The sequence below is a fragment of the Methylophaga marina genome (assembly GCF_030296755.1).
Classification (GTDB): domain Bacteria; phylum Pseudomonadota; class Gammaproteobacteria; order Nitrosococcales; family Methylophagaceae; genus Methylophaga; species Methylophaga marina.
Map to the genome: position 1 here is coordinate 773,602 of NZ_AP027741.1, position 18,147 is coordinate 791,748.

The following is an 18,147-nucleotide window of genomic DNA, read 5'->3' on the forward strand; positions in this document are numbered from 1 at the left end:
CCTGTTCAAACCTGTGAAAAATATTGGCGTGCCTGCTCCGCATCCAGATGAATCTGAGCAATGAGTTGCTCCAGGCCATCAAAACGCTGTTCATCACGAATCTTGTGTAAGAAAAATACTTGGACATGCTCTCCATATATTTCTCTTTTAAAATCAAACAAATGCACTTCAAGCAAGGCTTTATTTCCACCGATGGTAGGTCGAATACCAATATTCGCTACGCCATTGACCGGCTCTTCATCAATACCAAATAACTGCACAGCAAAAACACCTGTCAGTGGAATTTTATGGCGATGTAAATGGATATTCGCAGTGGGAAAGCCCATCTTGCGGCCGCGCTTATCACCATGGGCGACACGACCACTCATTCTGTATGGGCGTCCTAATAATTTTTCAGCCAATACTAAATCACCGCTGCTCAGAGCATTTCTTATGCGCGTACTACTCACCCGATTTTGATCAATGGCAAAGGTATGCATATTCACAACTTGGAAGCCATATTTTTTGCCGGCTTCCTGTAGCAACGCAAAATCCCCTTTTCTTTCACAACCAAAGCGAAAGTCATCCCCTACGACTAAATATTTGACGTTCAAACCTTCCACTAATAATTTTTGAATAAACAGTTCAGCTGACATCTCTGCCAAGCGTTGATTGAAGCGCAAGACACATAACTGCTGAATGGAATAACAACGCAATGCTTCCACTTTTTCACGAAACCGCGTCAGTCTGGCTGGGGCTTTTTCTGGTACAAAATATTCAAAAGGCTGCGGCTCAAAAGTTATCACTACGGCAGGTAATTTCAGCGTATCGCCTTTCATGGCTAATTGAGTTAATACCGCCTGATGGCCTAAGTGAACACCATCAAAATTACCAATGGTAGCGACACACCCTTGTGGTGAAGCAGGTAAATTATGAAAACCGCGAATGATTTTCGGCATAAGACGTTGTCTACCAAAAAAATAATCAAACACAACAGAGTAACGGCAAATAAAAAAACAATCCAGCAGGCAAGCCTACGCCTATTACCTTATAATAGGCGCAAAATTATTTCGGTCAGAGGCAAGAATGGCAGCGAAACAAAAAAAGCTGGATTATGAAGCTGCAGTTAAAGAGCTGGAAGCATTAGTTGAACGCTTAGAAGATGGCGATATTAGTCTGGAAGAATCCCTTAAACTTTATGAACGTGGTGTATTACTGACGCGTGATTGCCAGGAGTCACTGCAAGCAGCAGAACAAAAAGTACAAATGCTGTTACAACAATCTGGCCAAAGCAATATGGTAGATTTCGACCCGGAAACTGGTGACGCGTGAACGTCAAGTTTCCTCTCGAAGACTGGATGTTAAAACACCAGTCCCAAATTGAATTTGTATTAGAAAAACGTCTTCAGCAAGGTCTAAAGCCGGGATCAGCACGTTTATTCGAAGCCATGCGTTACGCCACATTGGGCGGGGGTAAACGTTTACGTGCGCTACTTGTTTACGCCACAGGACAAGCCATGGGAGCTAAGCAACCAGCCATGGATGTTGCCGCTGCTGCAGTTGAAATGATCCATGCCTATTCGCTGGTACATGATGATATGCCCATGATGGATGACGATGATTTACGAAGAGGTCGTCCAACCTGTCACAAAGCTTATGATGAAGCCACGGCGCTTTTAGTCGGTGATGCCTTACAAACTCAAGCGTTCGAAACCTTGTGTGATGAGACGCTGACGGATAAACAACAAAGTCGTATGATAAAAACACTCAGTCATGCTTCGGGGGCAGCAGGCATGGCAGGAGGCCAAGCCATTGACTTGGAATCCGTTGGAAAAAAACTGGATATCGACGCACTTCAAGCCATGCATAAGTTAAAAACCGGCGCATTAATCCGGGCAAGTGTCTTAATGGGCGCCTTATCAGCAGAACAATACGATGAAACCATACTTGAACACCTTGATCGCTATGCAGACTGCATAGGACTGGCTTTTCAGGTACAGGACGATGTGTTGGATGTGATCACAGACACAGAAACGCTCGGAAAAACGCAAGGTGCCGATATTGCATTGAATAAACCCACATATCCTGCTTTACTAGGCCTCGAAAAAGCACAACAAAAAGCGGTTGCGTTGATAGAAAAAGCACTCACTCACCTTGATGCGTGCCCATTTAACTCAGAAGTGCTGGCCGAATTGGCCCAGTTTGTTGTGAAACGCTCACATTAAGAAATCGACAGAATGGATACAATACTCGCTCATATCAATAGTCCGGATGATCTGCGTCAGCTGGATAAAAAACAGTTGCCCCAGCTGGCCGAAGAGTTGAGAACACTGATTATCGATAGTGTGCAGCAAACAGGCGGGCATATTTCCTCTAATCTGGGCGTTATCGAACTCACTATTGCCCTACATTATGTCTTTGACACGCCAACCGATCGGCTGGTGTGGGATGTAGGTCACCAGAGTTATGTACACAAAATATTGACTGGCCGTCGTGATCAAATGAACACCATGCGTCAGCCTGGCGGGTTATCTGGTTTTCCAAAACGTAGCGAAAGTAACTACGATACATTTGGCGTCGGTCATTCGAGCACCTCAATCAGTGCAGCGTTAGGTATGGCACTGGCAGCACAAGCCAATAACGATCCACGTCACGCCGTCGCAATTATTGGTGACGGCGCGCTTACCGCAGGGCAAGCTTTTGAAGCTTTAGCACACGCTGGTGATTTAAGTGCCAATCTCTTAGTTATTCTTAACGACAATGAAATGTCGATATCAAGAAATGTCGGCGGCATGGCGAATTATCTTGCTAAATTACTTTCGGGAAGCTTCTATGCATCCGCTCGTGAGGGCAGTAAGCGTGTACTTGAAAAGATTCCACCAGCATGGGAAATCGCCAAACGCGCAGAAGAACATGTCAAAGGTATGATGGTTCCCGGCACCCTTTTTGAAGAAATGGGCTTCAACTATATCGGTCCTATTGATGGTCATGACATTGATACCTTGATAGCGACCATGACCAATTTGAAAAAGCGTAAAGGGCCGCAGTTTCTTCATATCGTCACCAAAAAAGGCAAAGGTTATGAGCCTGCCGAATTACATCCATGTAAATACCATGGAGTGAGTCCGGCCAATAGTAAATCTTCCGGCCCCTCCTATACTCAAGTTTTCGGCCGTTGGTTATGCGATATGGCTCGTCTGGATCCGGATTTATTCGGTATTACACCAGCCATGTGCGAAGGCTCGGGGTTGAATCGCTTTGCCGAAGATTTTCCTGAGCGTTACTTTGATGTCGGTATTGCTGAACAACATTCAGTCACCCTCGCCGCTGGTTTGGCTTGTGAAGGCAAAAAACCCGTTGTTGCGATTTATTCAACCTTTCTACAACGAGCTTATGATCAACTGATTCATGATGTGGCTATTCAGAATCTGAATGTATTATTTGCCATTGATCGTGCCGGTTTGGTTGGCGCTGATGGTCCGACCCATGCGGGCAGTTTCGACTTAAGTTTTTTACGTTGTATTCCGAACATGGTCATCATGGCACCCGCTGATGAAAATGAGTGTCGACAAATGTTAACCACTGGTTTTCGTTACAACGGGCCAGCAGCAGTACGTTATCCACGTGGTAGTGGTAACGGTACCACGGTGGAGCCGGCGCTGACCTCACTGGAAATGGGTAAAGCCCGATTAAAACGCCAAGGTGAAAAAGTAGCCATTCTTGCCTTTGGCAGTATGGTCACTGCCGCAGAACAAGCCGCAGAACAGGTCAACGCAACTGTGGTGAATATGCGATTTGTTAAACCCCTTGATACAGACATGATCAAACAAATCGCTGACTCACACGACCTTATTATCACCATTGAAGAAAATGCGGTCATGGGTGGTGCTGGCAGCGCAGTAAATGAATATTTGAGAGAAATGAATCACGCTGTCGCCATAAAACTGATGGGCTTACCTGATTCATTCATCGAGCATGGCGTTCATAGCAGCATGTTAAGTCAGTGCGGTCTGGATGCTGACGGTATTTTGCATACCATTAATCAGCACTTTACGGCATAATACGCTGTCTTCGTGAACGATTCCTGAGTATAATAGTCAACATTATGAGCGCAACGTACACCCTGAAAATTTTGGCCGATTTTGCCTCGGCACATACCCTGAGAGATTATCCAGGTGATTGCAGTCGCATGCATGGCCACAACTGGAAGCTGGAAGTCGAAGTCACTGCCACTGATCTGAATGATCATGGCATGGGCATGGATTTCAAAACTATCAAAACAGCGACTCGTGAGTTGGCAAAAACGTTGGACCACCGATATCTGAATGACATCCCACCATTTGATACCATCAATCCAACGGCTGAAAATATTGCCAGATTTTTTTACCAAAAGCTCAGTGATACCTTAAATAATGATATCGCTAAAGTTTCCGGTGTTACTTTGTGGGAAACGGATCGCGCTTGCGTTAAATACAGCGAGGATAATTGAATGAGCACAACCCCAGCCAGCACTGAGATAAAAGACGAAATCGAAGACGTCCAGAATATCGCCGATCAACGTAAAATTGCTATTGATAAAGTCGGCATCAAAGACATTAAACACCCCGTTAAAGTCAGTGATCGTACGACCGGTGAGCAACATACCATTGCTAACTTTAATATGTATGTGAATTTGCCACATCAATTTAAAGGCACACATATGTCACGCTTTGTGGAGATTTTGAATCAACACGAACGTGAAATTACGGTTAAGTCATTCCGCGAAATGCTTGGTCAAATGACCGAGCGCCTTGATGCTGAATCTGGCTACATTGAAATGAACTTCCCTTATTTTGTAAACAAGGAAGCGCCCATTTCAAAAGTCAAAAGCTTGATGGATTATGACGTCACGTTTATTGGTGAAATCACCGGTGCAACAACCATGATGACGGTTAAGGTTGTCGTTCCTGTCACTAGTCTATGTCCTTGCTCCAAGAACATCTCTGATTACGGCGCACATAATCAACGCTCACATGTGACTTTGACTGTCCGTGTAGAGAGCTTTGTCTGGATCGAAGATTTAATCGATCTTGTTGAGAAAGAAGCGTCTTGTGAAATCTTTGGTTTATTAAAGCGTCCTGATGAAAAATACGTCACTGAACGCGCTTATGATAATCCAAAATTCGTTGAAGATATGGTGCGTGATATCGCAGCAAGATTGAATCAAGATTCTCGTATTACGGCTTACACAGTCGAATCAGAAAACTTTGAATCTATCCATAACCATTCTGCTTATGCATTAATAAGCAAAGGGTTTGATTAATCATTATTGATTGGTTCATCTAAAAAAAGCCTGGTTAACCAGGCTTTTTTTGCTTAATATTTTTGTCTTAGATCAAGACGTTCACCATTGTGCTGAATGTCCAGCTGTCCCAGAAAGGACATGCCGAGTAAGGTCACTGAAGGTTCTTCACCATCTAAGACGACGGCATCAACATTATGCAGTTTTATCTGCTCAAGCTGCACGTAGTCTAGTTTGACCTTATAGCCCACACTCTTGCCTGAAGCCGTCCTTATCCCCACCTGCTGCCCTCGAAGATAATCAATCCCAAGGCGAGCTGCAGTAGCTGAGTTCATGGCGATAGTACTGGCCCCTGTATCGACCAAAAAGCTTGTCGTATAACCGTTTATATTGCCGGTTGCGGTATACATGCCATTGCTTGGCCATAATGTCACTGCTGTTTTTTTCTCAGCTTCAATGTAGTTGCTGCTGATACGATCCCCTAGAGGGAAAGTTTGTTTTTCTCCATTGATTTCAAAAGTGGCCTTATTACTATTGGCAGCAAGCAATTTCAGGCCTTCAGGGCTTGTTTCACCGACACTCAATAAATGTTGATTACCATCCACTTCAACCACGGCTTTGTCTTTAAATAAGCCAACCACCATAATGTCGATATTAACGGCCTCTGCTCGAGCGCTAATTAACAGTATAATAAGCGACACTAATATAACTTTAGCCATGACTTTTCTTTTTAATCAGGTTGTTCACTAATCGCATCATGAGCATTTTCTCCCCTATTACAGTCTCTGGCGTACTGCTGGCTGGCGGCCAATCCCGCCGAATGGGTGGTCAAGACAAAGGCTTGCTTCACTATCAGGGCAGAGCGATGGTAAGCCATGTCATTGATGCTATATTACCGCAAGTTGATGATTTATATATCAGTGCGAATCGACATATTGAAAAATATCAAACTTTTTCGTATCCGGTTATCACGGATAATCTCGCCAATTTCCAGGGGCCACTGTCTGGCATACTATCAGTAATGCAGCAGGTAAAATCAGCGTACTTACTGACCGTACCTTGTGATAATCCGCTTATCAGTGCCCAACTCAGGCAACGTTTAATGGAAGCCTTGTTAGCGACTGGAAGCGATATTGCCGTTGCCCATGATGGCACACAATTACAACCGGTATTTGCGTTAATTCCGCTTCGGCTTAAACAGTCTTTGTCTGAGTTTTTAGCTTCAGGTCAGCGTAAAACCCGCGATTGGTTATATCAACATAAGGTGGTTGAAGTCGATTTTTCTGATCAGGCAGACTTTTTTATCAATATCAATTCACCTGATGAATTAACGCTAAAGCCAGAAATACGCTCAACCAAACCACTTCTGGGCTTTGCGGCGTTCAGCGGAACAGGTAAAACGACTTTACTCACTAAGCTGATACCCGCGCTCAAAGACAGAAATATCCGTGTTGCGGTGATAAAACACGCTCACCATAATTTTGATATCGATAAGCCAGGAAAAGACAGCTATCAAATCCGTGAAGCCGGTGCTGAAGAAATGATTATTGCTTCAGATAAAATGATGGCACTGATGAAAAAAATCATGACGATCTCATCGAGCCCGAATTACAACCATTAATTCAGCGTCTGGATACACGCACCATCGACCTCATCCTTGTTGAAGGCTTTAAACACGAACGTTTCCCTAAAATAGAATTAAACCGCACAGAACTAGGCACACCAACATTATATAAGGATGACCCGCATATCATCGCCGTTGCGTCCGACAATGCCATCGCAAGTGATGGTATGCCTTTCATGCTGGATATCAACCATATACCTGCTATGGTCGACTTTATTGAACAGTTTATTTTTTCATGGAAAAGCTAAATATGGCCGAATTTACCCCACAGCCAAGTTGCGCTGATGATGTTGATCACAATAACTTGACGGTTGAACAGGCTCGCCAGCGTATCCACGACTTATTGTCCCCCATTTCAAGCTGGCAAAAAGTCTCCTTGAGACAGGCACTAGGGCAGGTTTTACACCAAAGCGTAGTATCACCCAGACAGGTACCCCCTTATAACAACTCAGCCATGGATGGTTATGCGTTGCAAAGTGCAGACATCAAAAATGCCCCTTTCTCACTCAACAACGTTGGTGTGGCATTTGCGGGTAAACCCTATCAAGGTCATGTTGAAGCAGGTCAATGTATTCGTATTATGACCGGCGCAAAAATTCCGGATGGTTGTGACACCGTGGTGATGCAGGAGCAAGTTGAATCAGACAATCAAACCATCACCATTCATACAGACGTGAAAGCTGGACAAAATGTCAGACTAGCAGGAGAAGATATCGACTGTGGTGACACGGTTCTACCTGCTGGCCGCCGATTAACACCTGCTGACTTAGGCCTCTTGGCATCGCTAGGCATAGCCGAGATTGTCACATATAGACCACTTCGTGTTGCCTTTTTCTCTACTGGTGACGAGTTATGTGGCTTGGGTGAACACCTGGGTGATGGTCAGATCTATGACAGTAACCGCTACACCCTCTATGGCATGCTCAGTGAGCTCAATATTGATGTCATTGATATGGGCGTTATTCCAGATAATAGAGCCGCTTTAAAAATAGCTCTAGAGCAAGCGGCGGCGGACGCAGATGTTATTCTATCTTCTGGTGGTGTATCGGTAGGTGATGCCGATTATGTCAAAGACATGTTGGCTGAATTAGGCCAGGTCAATTTCTGGAAAATTGCTATGCGTCCAGGACGTCCTCTGGCATTTGGGCAAATTGGCGAAGCCATGTTTTTTGGTTTACCTGGTAATCCCGTGTCGGTGATGGTGACCTTTTATCAATTTGTGCAACCTGCCCTAAAACGTCTGGCGGGTGAATCAGACACACTCCCTATAATCATTGAAGTTCCGTGCGATAATGCGATAAAAAAACGCGCAGGGCGCTTTGAATTTCAGCGCGGCATCTTATTTAGAAACAATGAAGGTCAACTCAGAGTCAGCACAACCGGAGCCCAGGGCTCTGGTATTCTTCGCTCGATGAGCATGGCGAATTGTTTTATTTTACTTGAAGAAAACTGCGACGGACTCAGTGCCGGCAGTCTTGTTAACGTTCAACCCTTTGCAGGTCTGGTATGACAGAATCCACAACCGAACACACTTTGGTCAAACAACAGCGCGAGTTTAATAAACTGCGCAAACGTCTACGTCGCAATGTCGGTCAGGCCATCGCCGACTACAATATGATTCAGGACGGCGATAAAGTGATGGTCTGTTTATCTGGTGGTAAAGACAGCTATACCATGCTCGATATTCTGATTAATCTGAGAGATCATGCACCGATTAACTTTGAGCTTATCGCCGTGAACCTTGATCAGAAACAGCCTGGCTTTCCTGAGCACGTATTACCGGAATATTTATCATCGATTGGTGTGCCATTTCATATCATCGAAAAAGATACCTACAGCATCGTCAAGGAAGTCGTGCCTGAAGGTAAAACCACTTGCGGCATCTGCTCACGCCTACGTCGAGGCTCTTTATATGGCTATGCTCGACAAAATGGCATCACCAAAATTGCTCTGGGCCATCACCGTGATGACATTATTGAAACACTGTTTCTAAATATGTTCTATGGCAGCAAAATAAAAGCCATGCCCCCCAAACTATTAAGTGATGATAAAACCAATATTGTGATTAGACCTTTAGCTTATGCACAAGAATCAGATATTGCGCGATATGCCGAAGCAATGAAGTTTCCCATTATTCCGTGTAATTTATGTGGCTCTCAAGAAAATCTGCAACGTCAGGCCATTAAAACAATGTTGCAGGGCTGGGAGAAACAATTTCCGGGTAGGTTAGAAAATATCTTCCGCAGTATTCAGAATATTTCACCCTCACAAATGGGCGATTTAGATTTATTTAACTTTACCGATCTCGAGCAATTCAGACAGGAACCCACTGGAGAAGAAGATCGCTTTCAGGACGATATTCAGCAGCCTGCTTTGGCAAGATAGCCACAGACTTATCACCAGTTATGAGAAGTATTACAAAACCAATACAAGTATCATCGCTAAGTCATTGAATCTGGTTAACTTGAATATAAGTCATTGATTTATATAAACTTAATAAAATGGTCATTTTTTAACCAAAACCGTCAGCCTTGTTGCGTAAGAATGACTTAGCGATTTTCACAGAAGTTAATCACAGAGTTATCCACAGAAAATGTGAGTAACTCTGTAAGTCATTGATTGCTTCTCTAAGTCGTTATTTTTAGTTTTGCTTCGGTGTAAAATCTTCTGCAAACTCTAATGCATTTCCATCTGGATCACGGCAGAAAAATGCGGCTCTGCCCGACTTGCTTCGAGAAAATTCATAACCCGCATTTTCCAGACGTTCACCCAAGGCTTCTAAATCATCGACTACTAACGCCAAGTGACGATCACGACCACCATGCGCGGGACGTCCTTCAGTAGAGTCAGGGTTGGGTAATACCATCAGATGAATCATCTGTCCTGTATCGCCGATATCTAACCAAGCACCGTCATAAGCAAACTCAGGCCTGCTGGGGTTAAGAGGCAGCTGTAATACGTCGCAATAAAAGCGTAAAGAAACGTCTAGGTCTTTTACTAGAAAACTGGCATGTGCTATCGATTTGATCATATTTCACCTGGATAAAAAACATTTAAAAGCCATAGCGTTAGTTTAACGTCAGGCGGTATGTGACACCAAAAATAACTCAGGCTTTACCTTGCTTAGCCATACCGTAGGCAGCAATAAAAATAAGCGCTCCGCCTAACCACTCTGTTTGGCTCATTTGTTCACTAGTCAACCACCAGGCAGAAATAGCCGCCACCACCAGTTCAGATAACATCAAAATGGCTGAGCGAAAAACCGGCATTCTTGCCAGGCCATATAACACGGCTATCGTCATCGCGGTAAAACAAAGACCACCAAAAACCATGACCGCCAGCCATAAATTGAGGCTGATGTCCGGTACACTTGATTGCTGTAGAACTAATACAAGCCCTGCCACCATAACCACGCCCCAGTAAACAATGGTGGTTTTGACTTCCATAGCCACATCAGCAAGTTTGCGACTTAATACGTTATTCACTGAAAACATAAATCCCGCAAACAAAGCTAACCAGTCAGCCATATCGTTTGGCCAGGGCAGACCTATTTCCGGGTGCCATAACATGATCATCGTGCCTGACATCGCCACAATGATCATCAGCATGGAAACTCGCGAAATTTTTTCGCCTAACCACCAACGACTCAACAACACTGACCAGAGTGGAGACAGATAGAAGAGCAACATGACACGCATCACTTCACCGTGAGTCAGTGCCACTAAGAAAGCAATATTTGTAACGCCTGCTGCGGCAGCAAGCGCCCAAAGACTGGGGGGCCAGTGACCTGAAAAATCTTTTTTCTGTTTGAACAACATGGCTGTGGCCACGATGGCGGCAGCAAAATACATGAGTAAGGTAGACCAAACAACAGGAAGACCTTGTTGTTCGAGTAAGCGCATTGGATACCAAATCAATCCCCACATAGCTGAGGAAAATAAGATACCGAGTACAGCAAGATTAAATTGTTGGTTATTCGTATTTGTCATGGCACACCTTATAACACGAGATTGCTCCAACCCGTTATAATGGTCTGATTTTTTCACTCATTCATTTGGAATTATGAATCCAGAACTGGCAAAACTGCACCCCTATCCTTTCGAAAAGTTGGCTCAACTGAAACAAGGCTGTGTGCCACCTGAAGACAAGGCACATATTGCACTATCGATAGGTGAACCCAAACACCCAACACCAGGATTTATTACCGAAGCTGTCATCACCCATCTTCATGGACTGTCATCCTACCCTACCACCGCTGGTACGAATGAGCTGCGTCATGCCATAGCGACTTGGTTGAATAATAGATTCAATCTGGATGGGCATATCAACGCTATGACTCAGGTGCTTCCGGTAAATGGTACGCGTGAAGCTTTATTTGCGTTTGCTCAAGCAGTCATTGATCGCGACCAAGCACCATTAGTTTTGATGCCTAATCCGTTTTATCAGATTTATGAAGGTGCGGCTATTTTGGCAGGTGCAGAACCTTATTATATGAATTGTTCTGCCAGTCACGACTTTATTCCAGATTTTGATGCGATTAGTGAAGATACCTGGCAACGTTGTCAGTTAATCTATATCTGCAGCCCAGGCAATCCAACTGGCGCTGTCATTGATAAAGCGACTCTGACACGTTTAATTGAGTTGGCACATCAGTATGATTTCGTGATTGCTTCTGATGAATGTTATTCCGAAATCTACCCCGATGAAACGAACCCGCCCGTCGGTTTATTAGAAGCAGCTTATGCGGCTGGTTATACTGACATGAGCCGCTGTGTGGTTTTTCATAGTCTGTCGAAACGTTCGAACGCCCCTGGCTTGAGAAGTGGTTTTGTCGCTGGTGATGCTGATATTCTGAAACAATTTCTACGCTACCGCACGTACCATGGTTGCTCAATGCCACCTGCTACACAGGCGGCCTCCATCACCGCCTGGAATGATGAAGATCATGTTGTTCATAATCGTGAGCTGTATCTGGAAAAATTTAATGCGGTATTAGAAATTTTAGCGCCAGTCATGTCAGTATCTATGCCGCAAGCCGGTTTCTATTTGTGGGCTGAAACGCCCATTGCTGATACGGCATTTGCCAGACAATTATTTGAACAACAAAATGTCACCGTTTTACCAGGCACCTATCTGGGCCGTGACACCACTGCGGGCAATCCTGGTTCGAATCGTATTCGCATGGCGTTGGTTGCCCCGCTGGAAGAATGTATAGAAGCTGCACATCGCATTCGCAGCCTTATTGAAAGTTTATAATTAAATCAATGGAGTAGACACCAATGAGTGATATTCAACAAATTATTGAAGAGGCGTTTGAACGCCGTGCTGAGATTAACCCTGCTAACGCTGATAGCAATGTCAGAAATGCAGTCAATGAAGCATTAACGATGCTGGATAACGGTTCAGCTCGTGTTGCAGAAAAACAAAATGGTGACTGGGTTGTTAACCAATGGCTGAAAAAAGCGGTTTTATTATCATTCCGTTTAAATGACAACAAAATCATGCCTGGTGCAGAAACCAACTATTTCGATAAAGTTGATCCTAAATTTGCCAGCTTCAATGAAGATGACTTTAACAAAGCCGGTGTGCGTGTCGTACCACCAGCAGCGGTTCGTCGCGGATCATACATCGCCCCTGGCGTTGTTTTGATGCCCTCTTATGTCAATATTGGTGCTTATGTTGATTCTGGCACCATGGTCGATACTTGGGCGACGGTAGGTAGCTGCGCTCAAATCGGTAAAAACGTTCACCTTTCTGGTGGCGTAGGTATCGGTGGTGTATTAGAACCCTTACAAGCCGGCCCGACCATCATTGAAGACAACTGCTTCATTGGTGCACGTTCTGAAGTTGTTGAAGGTGTTGTTGTGGAAGAAGGCTCAGTTATCTCAATGGGCGTTTATATTGGTCAAAGCACAAAAATCTTCAACCGTCTGACCGGCGAAATCACTTATGGTCGCATCCCTGCAGGTTCTGTTGTGGTGTCTGGTAACTTACCTTCTAAAGATGGTTCATACAGCCTGTACTGTGCGGTTATCGTTAAACAAGTTGACGAAAAAACACGTGGCAAAGTGGGTATTAATGAATTATTACGTGATATCTAGTATCATTTTACTCAGATAAGATTAGGGGTGAGCAAATCGTTATTGCTCACCCCTTTTTATTTTTAGCCTTATATACATGTGACTACAATGATTCTCTACGGTATTAAAAACTGCGATTCGGTCAAAAAAGCACGACGTTGGCTTGAGGCACATTCTATTGACTATATGTTTCACGATTTTCGTCAGCAAGGTCTTGAAGAGAGCACCGTCAAAGAATGGCTTCAGTCCGTTGACTGGGAGACGTTGTTGAATAAACGAGGTACAACCTGGCGGAAACTGGATGACCCACGTAAGGACAATCTGGATGAAAAAACCGCGATTGAACTCATGTTGGAAAACCCTACTCTGATTAAGCGCCCCGTTTTGGTCAACGACTCAACGACCATAGTCGGATTTAAAGAAGATGTTTATCAACAATTGGTTTAACTTAGATTTTCTTAGCAGAGTTTTGCCCGCTATCATTCCAGGTATCGGCTACGGTAATCACCAATACGGCGTTGATGTCATTATGTTAGGTGGTGCCAGTTTATCATTAACAATCGGTATTCGTTTATAACCTCAAACACAAGAAACGTTCATGTCTGAAACCATACAACTGACCCAAGAATTAATTCGTCGTGACAGTGTCACACCCGAAGACAAAGGCTGCCAGATCATGATAGCGGATCGACTGGCACCTTATGGTTTCCATGCCGAACACATGTGTTTCGACGACGTGGATAACCTCTGGCTACGCCGAGGAAATAAAGGTCCTGTTCTGGCGTTTGCTGGGCATACTGACGTTGTGCCAACAGGCCCTGTCGAGCGCTGGAGTCATCCTCCCTTCGAAGCTAATATCGTCGATGGCATGATGTATGGACGTGGTACGGCTGATATGAAAGGCAGTATTGCTGCCTTTATCACAGCCTGTGAGCGCTTTGTCAAACAACATCCAGATCATCAGGGCAGTATCGCTTTTCTGATTACCAGCGATGAAGAAGGCCCAGCAGTAAACGGCACGGTGAAAGTGGTTGAAACCTTACAAAGCCGTGGGGAACATATTGACTGGTGTCTGGTTGGTGAGCCTTCGAGTACGGACAAAGTCGGCGATATTGTCAAAAACGGTCGTCGTGGCTCTTTAAATGGCCGCCTGAGTGTTATAGGTAAACAAGGTCATATTGCTTATCCGCATCTTGCAGAAAATCCTATCCATCTTCTCAGCCCTGCACTGACCGAATTGTGCAGCATTGAGTGGGACCAGGGCAATGAAGACTTTCCGCCAACCAGCTTTCAAGTGTCCAATATCAACTCTGGCACAGGTGCCACCAATGTCATCCCAGGCACGGCTGAGGTTGTATTTAATTTCCGCTACTCAACAGAAGTCACACACGAAGAGTTAAAACAGCGTGTCCATGCCATATTAGACAAACATGCATTGAAGTATGAGTTGAACTGGGAGCTTTCAGGCCAGCCATTTCGTACCGCAAGCGGTCAATTGTTGGAAGCTGTTCAACAGGCTATTTCTGATGTGACAGGCTACCAGACAACACTCTCGACTTCTGGCGGTACATCAGATGGACGCTTTATTGCGCCCACTGGCACACAGGTGATAGAACTCGGACCGTTGAATGCAACGATTCATCAAATAGATGAATGTGTTGCTACAGCTGATCTTGATACCCTTTCAGATATTTATGAAAGACTGCTCAGTTATCTCCTTGTTGATTAGGCAATGCCGTTGATTCACGCACATCAAAAACGACACTACCTCTATGTGATAGCAACCATTGTGCTGCTGTTACAGTCGTTTGCTGTCTGGCATGATGCTGAACACGCATTCCATCATGCAGAAGCGCAATGTGAGCGCCTAAATGCCATCAGTCATTTCCCGCTTGCTGACGTAGCTACTGAAGTTAGCCTTCATCAGTCTCGAGCCACACTCAGTCTTGAGGTGGACTCTCCTGTAATAACACTGCCGTTCGCGCAGCGCCAATCTTATCTTATCCGCGCCCCACCATTTTTTTCATAGCCTTACCTGATCTCTCTATTTTAATCATGCTACCGATCCGCGAACGTCTGATCTGTAGCTGTAGCTTATGGCTATGAGGAAAGTTTATGAAAAGCAAAAAACTGCTTGTGTTGCTGATGACAGCTGCACTGAGCCCGGTATCACCTGCATTTGCTGGCGATATTGATGATCTTAAACAAGAAATCGCAAAAATGCGTGCTGATTATGAGCAACGTATCCAACAACTTGAAGAACGACTATCTGAAGCAGAAGCGAATACACAGACTGTTGCCAATGAAGTCGCAATGATTCCTGAAGCACCAGCTCCTGTTGCTTCACCCAATAATAGCAATACCTTTAATCCAGCTATCAGTATGGTGTTAAACGGTACGTTCAGCCAGTACCAGAACAATGCTGAGGATTACGCTCTGGATGGGTTTAATGTCCAAGGCGAGGGCGGTTTAGCGGAAGAAGGCTTCTCTCTTGGAGAAAGTGAATTAACCGTCAGCTCAAACATCGATCAACTCTTTTATGGTCAGGCGACTTTGGCTGTACATGAGCATGAAGGTGAAACAGAGCTGGAAATAGAAGAAGCATTTATTGAAACTCTGGGTTTAGGCAATGGCATGACCATTCGTGCTGGTCGCTATTTTGCCCCTATTGGCTACTTAAATGAACGTCACGTACATGCCTGGAATTTTGCTGACGCGCCTTTGATTTATCGTGGCTTATTTGGCAACCAACTTTCAACTGATGGTGTGAAGCTATCTTATCTGTTACCAACAGACTACATGTTTGAAGTCGGTACCAGCGTTGGTAATGGTGATAGCTATCCTGGAAGTGGTGAACACAGTGGCATCGGTGACTGGCTGGTCTATGCGAAAACAGGTGGTGATATTGGTATAGAAAGCAGCTGGCAGGCCGGTATATCTCACTGGCGTGCAAGCCCTGATGATCGTTCTTATGATGGTGGACACCATCATGGTCATGATGACGAAGAAGAAAGTTCAGCCGTGTTCAGTGGTGACACTGATATCACCAATTTATCGTTGGTATACAAATGGGCACCGAATGGTAATTTCCGTCAGGAAAACCTGACCTTGATCGGTGAGTTTATGTATCTGCATGATGATGGCGATATCAGTCATGGCAGTGACGAGTTTGCTCGTTACGATGGCAAACAATATGGCGGCTATGTAGAAGGTATTTATCAATTTAATCCGCAATGGCGCTCCGGCCTGCGTTATGACTGGTTAGGTAGCAAGCACCGTGCGTCGGATGAAGAATTGCTAGCGGATGCGGGTCTAGAAGGTGGTAGAAACCATCCTCAACGTAGCAGTGCAATGGTGGAATACCTCCCAAGTGAATTCAGTCGTATTCGTGCACAAATTAATCACGATCAATCATACGACGATGATGATTGGCAGATGATACTGCAATATACCGTCAGCCTTGGCGCTCATGGCGCGCATCAATACTAGGAGTTCTACATGAAAGCGTTTATTTTTACTTTTTTATTTGTAATGAGCTCGCCAGTATGGGCGCAACTTTCAGTGTTTGCCTGTGAGCCGGAATGGGCCTCTTTAACTAAAGAGTTAGGTGGTGACGATGTGTCTGTTTTCAGTGCAACCAGAGGTTTACAGGATCCGCACTATATTCAGGCACGTCCAAGTTTGATTGCTAAAGCACGCCAGACTGATTTATTGGTATGTACAGGCGCTGAGTTAGAAACAGGCTGGTTGCCATTACTACAACGCAAAGCGGGTAATCCTAATATCCAAAGAGGTGCTGAAGGTTACTTTATGGCTTCTGATTATATTCGTTTACTGGATAAACCCGTCATGGTTGATCGTAGCCAAGGTGATGTTCACGCATCTGGTAATCCGCATATTCAGACAAGTCCTGAGAACATCATCAACGTTGCTAAAGCGTTGACTCAACGTCTCAAGAAACGTGATCCTGAAAATGCTAATAACTATGAACAGCGCTGGCAAGATTTTGAACAACGCTGGCAAGCGGCAATGAACCAGTGGCAGCAAAAAGCAGCTCCCCTCAAAGGTGTGCCTATTGCTGTTCAACATAAAAACTGGATTTATCTAGTGAACTGGTTAGGGTTAAATGAAGTAGCTGTATTGGAAGCTAAACCTGCTGTACCACCGACTGTAAATCAGTTGCAGTCAGTAGTTGAAAAGCTGAAGCAAACACCAGCAAAAATGGTGATTGTCGCAGCCTATCAATCATCAAGAGCGACCGACTGGTTAGTAGATAAAACCGGTATCACGAAAGTGGTACTGCCTTTCACTGTTGGCGGTAATGAACAAAGTACAAATTTATTTGAACTGTACGACAACACCATCGATTTACTTCTAGATGGTGCTAAATGAACCTGATCAATCTTGATTGGTCGCTAATATTGCCTGCCCTCGTGGCAGGCATGTTAGTTCTGACAACACATGTGCCGTTGGGGCAAGAAGTACTGAAGCGTGGCATTATCTTCATCGATCTTGCTATTGCCCAAATGGCCGCACTGGGAGTAATGGCCGCCACCATTTTTATCGGCGATATGCACGGGCCCTGGTTACAAATCAGTGCTGCAGGTAGCGCTCTCACCGCCTCTGTTTTGGTGCTGTGGTTAGAGAAACGGTATCCTCATATTGTAGAAGCCTTGATCGGCTTATTATTTATTCTGGCGGCCAGTGGTGGAATATTACTGGTTAGTCATGCACCCCATAGTGATGAGTTACTTCACGATCTATTAGTGGGACAGATTTTATGGGTGACATCGTCTCAATTGATATGGGTTGCTCTGCTTTATGCTGCCTTGTTAATTGTCTGGTTCACCATGCGAGCACAGCGTAGCTGGCTTTTTTATATTATCTTTTCATTCACCGTCACGGCCTCTGTGCAATTAGTCGGGGTATATCTGGTCTTTGCCAGTTTAATTTTGCCAGCCCTTGCCAGCCGCGGTTTTGAGAAACCCCATCATAAGCTCTTGCTTGGTTATGGTATTGGCTTTTTGGGCTATTCCTTTGGTCTGATATTGGCATTATTGTTTGATGTACCAATGGGAGCGATGACCGTCTGGACCTTATTCGTACTCGTGGTAATAAGTCGCTTTGTTGTGAAGTGGCTAAATAGGCACTAAGTTTGGTAGATTGTTTCAAAACATCAATCA

General features: G+C 44.6%; 21 protein-coding genes. 17 read left to right on the plus strand and 4 right to left on the minus strand.

What is annotated here, in order from left to right; genetic code table 11:
- Positions 1–5: 5 nt before the first annotated feature.
- Positions 6–938: a bifunctional riboflavin kinase/FAD synthetase gene (gene ribF, locus QUE24_RS03900; RefSeq protein ID WP_286305345.1), complete on the minus strand. Its 933-nt coding sequence runs from the start codon at positions 936–938 to the stop codon at positions 6–8.
- Between the two features lie 127 nt (positions 939–1,065).
- Here ribF and QUE24_RS03905 point away from each other — a divergent pair, with 127 nt between their 5' ends.
- The 5 genes from QUE24_RS03905 to folE2 are packed head-to-tail and all read left to right on the plus strand — an operon-like array spanning position 1,066 to position 5,281.
- Positions 1,066–1,311 carry an exodeoxyribonuclease VII small subunit gene (locus tag QUE24_RS03905; protein ID WP_286305346.1) on the plus strand — a complete coding sequence of 82 codons (246 nt, stop codon included), beginning with the start codon at positions 1,066–1,068 and terminating at the stop codon, positions 1,309–1,311.
- A 26-nt stretch (positions 1,312–1,337) separates the two neighbouring features.
- Positions 1,338–2,204, plus strand: a complete 867-nt coding sequence (gene ispA / locus QUE24_RS03910; RefSeq protein ID WP_286306067.1) for a (2E,6E)-farnesyl diphosphate synthase — start codon at positions 1,338–1,340, stop codon at positions 2,202–2,204.
- Positions 2,205–2,216: 12 nt separating this feature from the next.
- On the plus strand, positions 2,217–4,040 hold the full coding sequence (gene dxs, locus QUE24_RS03915; RefSeq protein ID WP_286305347.1) for a 1-deoxy-D-xylulose-5-phosphate synthase: 1,824 nt from the start codon (positions 2,217–2,219) through the stop codon (positions 4,038–4,040).
- A gap of 44 nt (positions 4,041–4,084) precedes the next feature.
- Positions 4,085–4,468, plus strand: coding sequence for a 6-carboxytetrahydropterin synthase QueD (gene queD, locus QUE24_RS03920; RefSeq protein WP_286305348.1), 384 nt, complete (start codon positions 4,085–4,087; stop codon positions 4,466–4,468).
- Positions 4,469–5,281, plus strand: a complete 813-nt coding sequence (folE2, locus tag QUE24_RS03925) for a GTP cyclohydrolase FolE2 (RefSeq protein ID WP_286305349.1) — start codon at positions 4,469–4,471, stop codon at positions 5,279–5,281.
- A gap of 53 nt (positions 5,282–5,334) precedes the next feature.
- Here folE2 and QUE24_RS03930 read toward each other — a convergent pair whose 3' ends face one another.
- Positions 5,335–5,979, minus strand: coding sequence for a retropepsin-like aspartic protease family protein (locus QUE24_RS03930; RefSeq protein WP_286305350.1), 645 nt, complete (start codon positions 5,977–5,979; stop codon positions 5,335–5,337).
- A 38-nt stretch (positions 5,980–6,017) separates the two neighbouring features.
- On the opposite strand from QUE24_RS03930, the gene mobA reads away from it, so the two are divergent.
- Genes mobA through ttcA form a run of 4 tightly spaced genes read left to right on the plus strand, consistent with a single transcriptional unit; the run spans position 6,018 to position 9,269 of the window.
- Entirely contained in the window at positions 6,018–6,881 is an 864-nt protein-coding gene (mobA, locus tag QUE24_RS03935; protein ID WP_286305351.1) for a molybdenum cofactor guanylyltransferase MobA, read from the plus strand.
- A gap of 32 nt (positions 6,882–6,913) precedes the next feature.
- Positions 6,914–7,132, plus strand: a complete 219-nt coding sequence (locus QUE24_RS03940) for a molybdopterin-guanine dinucleotide biosynthesis protein B (RefSeq protein WP_286306068.1) — start codon at positions 6,914–6,916, stop codon at positions 7,130–7,132.
- A 2-nt stretch (positions 7,133–7,134) separates the two neighbouring features.
- Complete coding sequence (moeA, locus tag QUE24_RS03945) at positions 7,135–8,394, plus strand: molybdopterin molybdotransferase MoeA (protein ID WP_286305352.1); 1,260 nt, start codon at positions 7,135–7,137, stop codon at positions 8,392–8,394.
- Positions 8,391–9,269, plus strand: a complete 879-nt coding sequence (ttcA, locus tag QUE24_RS03950; protein WP_286305353.1) for a tRNA 2-thiocytidine(32) synthetase TtcA — start codon at positions 8,391–8,393, stop codon at positions 9,267–9,269. Before moeA ends, ttcA begins: the two co-directional genes overlap by 4 nt.
- Positions 9,270–9,525: 256 nt before the next feature.
- Here ttcA and QUE24_RS03955 read toward each other — a convergent pair whose 3' ends face one another.
- Positions 9,526–9,915: a VOC family protein gene (locus tag QUE24_RS03955; RefSeq protein WP_286305354.1), complete on the minus strand. Its 390-nt coding sequence runs from the start codon at positions 9,913–9,915 to the stop codon at positions 9,526–9,528.
- A gap of 76 nt (positions 9,916–9,991) precedes the next feature.
- The gene (locus QUE24_RS03960) at positions 9,992–10,873 is read right to left on the minus strand and encodes a DMT family transporter (protein WP_286305355.1); all 882 of its coding nucleotides are present in this window, start codon (positions 10,871–10,873) and stop codon (positions 9,992–9,994) included.
- Positions 10,874–10,946: 73 nt separating this feature from the next.
- On the opposite strand from QUE24_RS03960, the gene dapC reads away from it, so the two are divergent.
- The 8 genes from dapC (at position 10,947) to QUE24_RS04000 (ending at position 18,117) form a co-directional block, all read left to right on the plus strand.
- The gene (gene dapC / locus QUE24_RS03965; RefSeq protein WP_286305356.1) at positions 10,947–12,140 is read left to right on the plus strand and encodes a succinyldiaminopimelate transaminase; all 1,194 of its coding nucleotides are present in this window, start codon (positions 10,947–10,949) and stop codon (positions 12,138–12,140) included.
- Between the two features lie 23 nt (positions 12,141–12,163).
- A complete protein-coding gene (dapD, locus tag QUE24_RS03970; protein ID WP_286305357.1) occupies positions 12,164–12,985 on the plus strand; it encodes a 2,3,4,5-tetrahydropyridine-2,6-dicarboxylate N-succinyltransferase in 822 nt (273 codons plus the stop codon).
- An 87-nt stretch (positions 12,986–13,072) separates the two neighbouring features.
- Positions 13,073–13,411 (plus strand): ArsC family reductase, encoded by a 339-nt coding sequence (locus QUE24_RS03975; protein ID WP_286305358.1) that lies wholly within the window; start codon positions 13,073–13,075, stop codon positions 13,409–13,411.
- 151 nt (positions 13,412–13,562) lie between these two features.
- A complete protein-coding gene (dapE, locus tag QUE24_RS03980) occupies positions 13,563–14,693 on the plus strand; it encodes a succinyl-diaminopimelate desuccinylase (protein WP_286305359.1) in 1,131 nt (376 codons plus the stop codon).
- A 3-nt stretch (positions 14,694–14,696) separates the two neighbouring features.
- Positions 14,697–14,993: a hypothetical protein gene (locus QUE24_RS03985; RefSeq protein ID WP_286305360.1), complete on the plus strand. Its 297-nt coding sequence runs from the start codon at positions 14,697–14,699 to the stop codon at positions 14,991–14,993.
- An 86-nt stretch (positions 14,994–15,079) separates the two neighbouring features.
- The gene (locus tag QUE24_RS03990) at positions 15,080–16,453 is read left to right on the plus strand and encodes a hypothetical protein (RefSeq protein WP_286305361.1); all 1,374 of its coding nucleotides are present in this window, start codon (positions 15,080–15,082) and stop codon (positions 16,451–16,453) included.
- 9 nt (positions 16,454–16,462) lie between these two features.
- Positions 16,463–17,356, plus strand: a complete 894-nt coding sequence (locus QUE24_RS03995) for a metal ABC transporter substrate-binding protein (RefSeq protein WP_286305362.1) — start codon at positions 16,463–16,465, stop codon at positions 17,354–17,356.
- On the plus strand, positions 17,353–18,117 hold the full coding sequence (locus QUE24_RS04000; RefSeq protein ID WP_286305363.1) for a metal ABC transporter permease: 765 nt from the start codon (positions 17,353–17,355) through the stop codon (positions 18,115–18,117). Before QUE24_RS03995 ends, QUE24_RS04000 begins: the two co-directional genes overlap by 4 nt.
- Positions 18,118–18,147: the final 30 nt, after the last annotated feature.

Coding starts and splice junctions, on each gene's coding strand:
- ribF (WP_286305345.1), bottom strand. CDS start 938: ATGCCGAAAATCATTCGCGGTTTTCATAATTTACCTGCTTCACCACAA.
- QUE24_RS03905 (WP_286305346.1), top strand. CDS start 1,066: ATGGCAGCGAAACAAAAAAAGCTGGATTATGAAGCTGCAGTTAAAGAG.
- ispA (WP_286306067.1), top strand. CDS start 1,338: ATGTTAAAACACCAGTCCCAAATTGAATTTGTATTAGAAAAACGTCTT.
- dxs (WP_286305347.1), top strand. CDS start 2,217: ATGGATACAATACTCGCTCATATCAATAGTCCGGATGATCTGCGTCAG.
- queD (WP_286305348.1), top strand. CDS start 4,085: ATGAGCGCAACGTACACCCTGAAAATTTTGGCCGATTTTGCCTCGGCA.
- folE2 (WP_286305349.1), top strand. CDS start 4,469: ATGAGCACAACCCCAGCCAGCACTGAGATAAAAGACGAAATCGAAGAC.
- QUE24_RS03930 (WP_286305350.1), bottom strand. CDS start 5,979: ATGGCTAAAGTTATATTAGTGTCGCTTATTATACTGTTAATTAGCGCT.
- mobA (WP_286305351.1), top strand. CDS start 6,018: ATGAGCATTTTCTCCCCTATTACAGTCTCTGGCGTACTGCTGGCTGGC.
- moeA (WP_286305352.1), top strand. CDS start 7,135: ATGGCCGAATTTACCCCACAGCCAAGTTGCGCTGATGATGTTGATCAC.
- ttcA (WP_286305353.1), top strand. CDS start 8,391: ATGACAGAATCCACAACCGAACACACTTTGGTCAAACAACAGCGCGAG.
- QUE24_RS03955 (WP_286305354.1), bottom strand. CDS start 9,915: ATGATCAAATCGATAGCACATGCCAGTTTTCTAGTAAAAGACCTAGAC.
- QUE24_RS03960 (WP_286305355.1), bottom strand. CDS start 10,873: ATGACAAATACGAATAACCAACAATTTAATCTTGCTGTACTCGGTATC.
- dapC (WP_286305356.1), top strand. CDS start 10,947: ATGAATCCAGAACTGGCAAAACTGCACCCCTATCCTTTCGAAAAGTTG.
- dapD (WP_286305357.1), top strand. CDS start 12,164: ATGAGTGATATTCAACAAATTATTGAAGAGGCGTTTGAACGCCGTGCT.
- QUE24_RS03975 (WP_286305358.1), top strand. CDS start 13,073: ATGATTCTCTACGGTATTAAAAACTGCGATTCGGTCAAAAAAGCACGA.
- dapE (WP_286305359.1), top strand. CDS start 13,563: ATGTCTGAAACCATACAACTGACCCAAGAATTAATTCGTCGTGACAGT.
- QUE24_RS03985 (WP_286305360.1), top strand. CDS start 14,697: ATGCCGTTGATTCACGCACATCAAAAACGACACTACCTCTATGTGATA.
- QUE24_RS03990 (WP_286305361.1), top strand. CDS start 15,080: ATGAAAAGCAAAAAACTGCTTGTGTTGCTGATGACAGCTGCACTGAGC.
- QUE24_RS03995 (WP_286305362.1), top strand. CDS start 16,463: ATGAAAGCGTTTATTTTTACTTTTTTATTTGTAATGAGCTCGCCAGTA.
- QUE24_RS04000 (WP_286305363.1), top strand. CDS start 17,353: ATGAACCTGATCAATCTTGATTGGTCGCTAATATTGCCTGCCCTCGTG.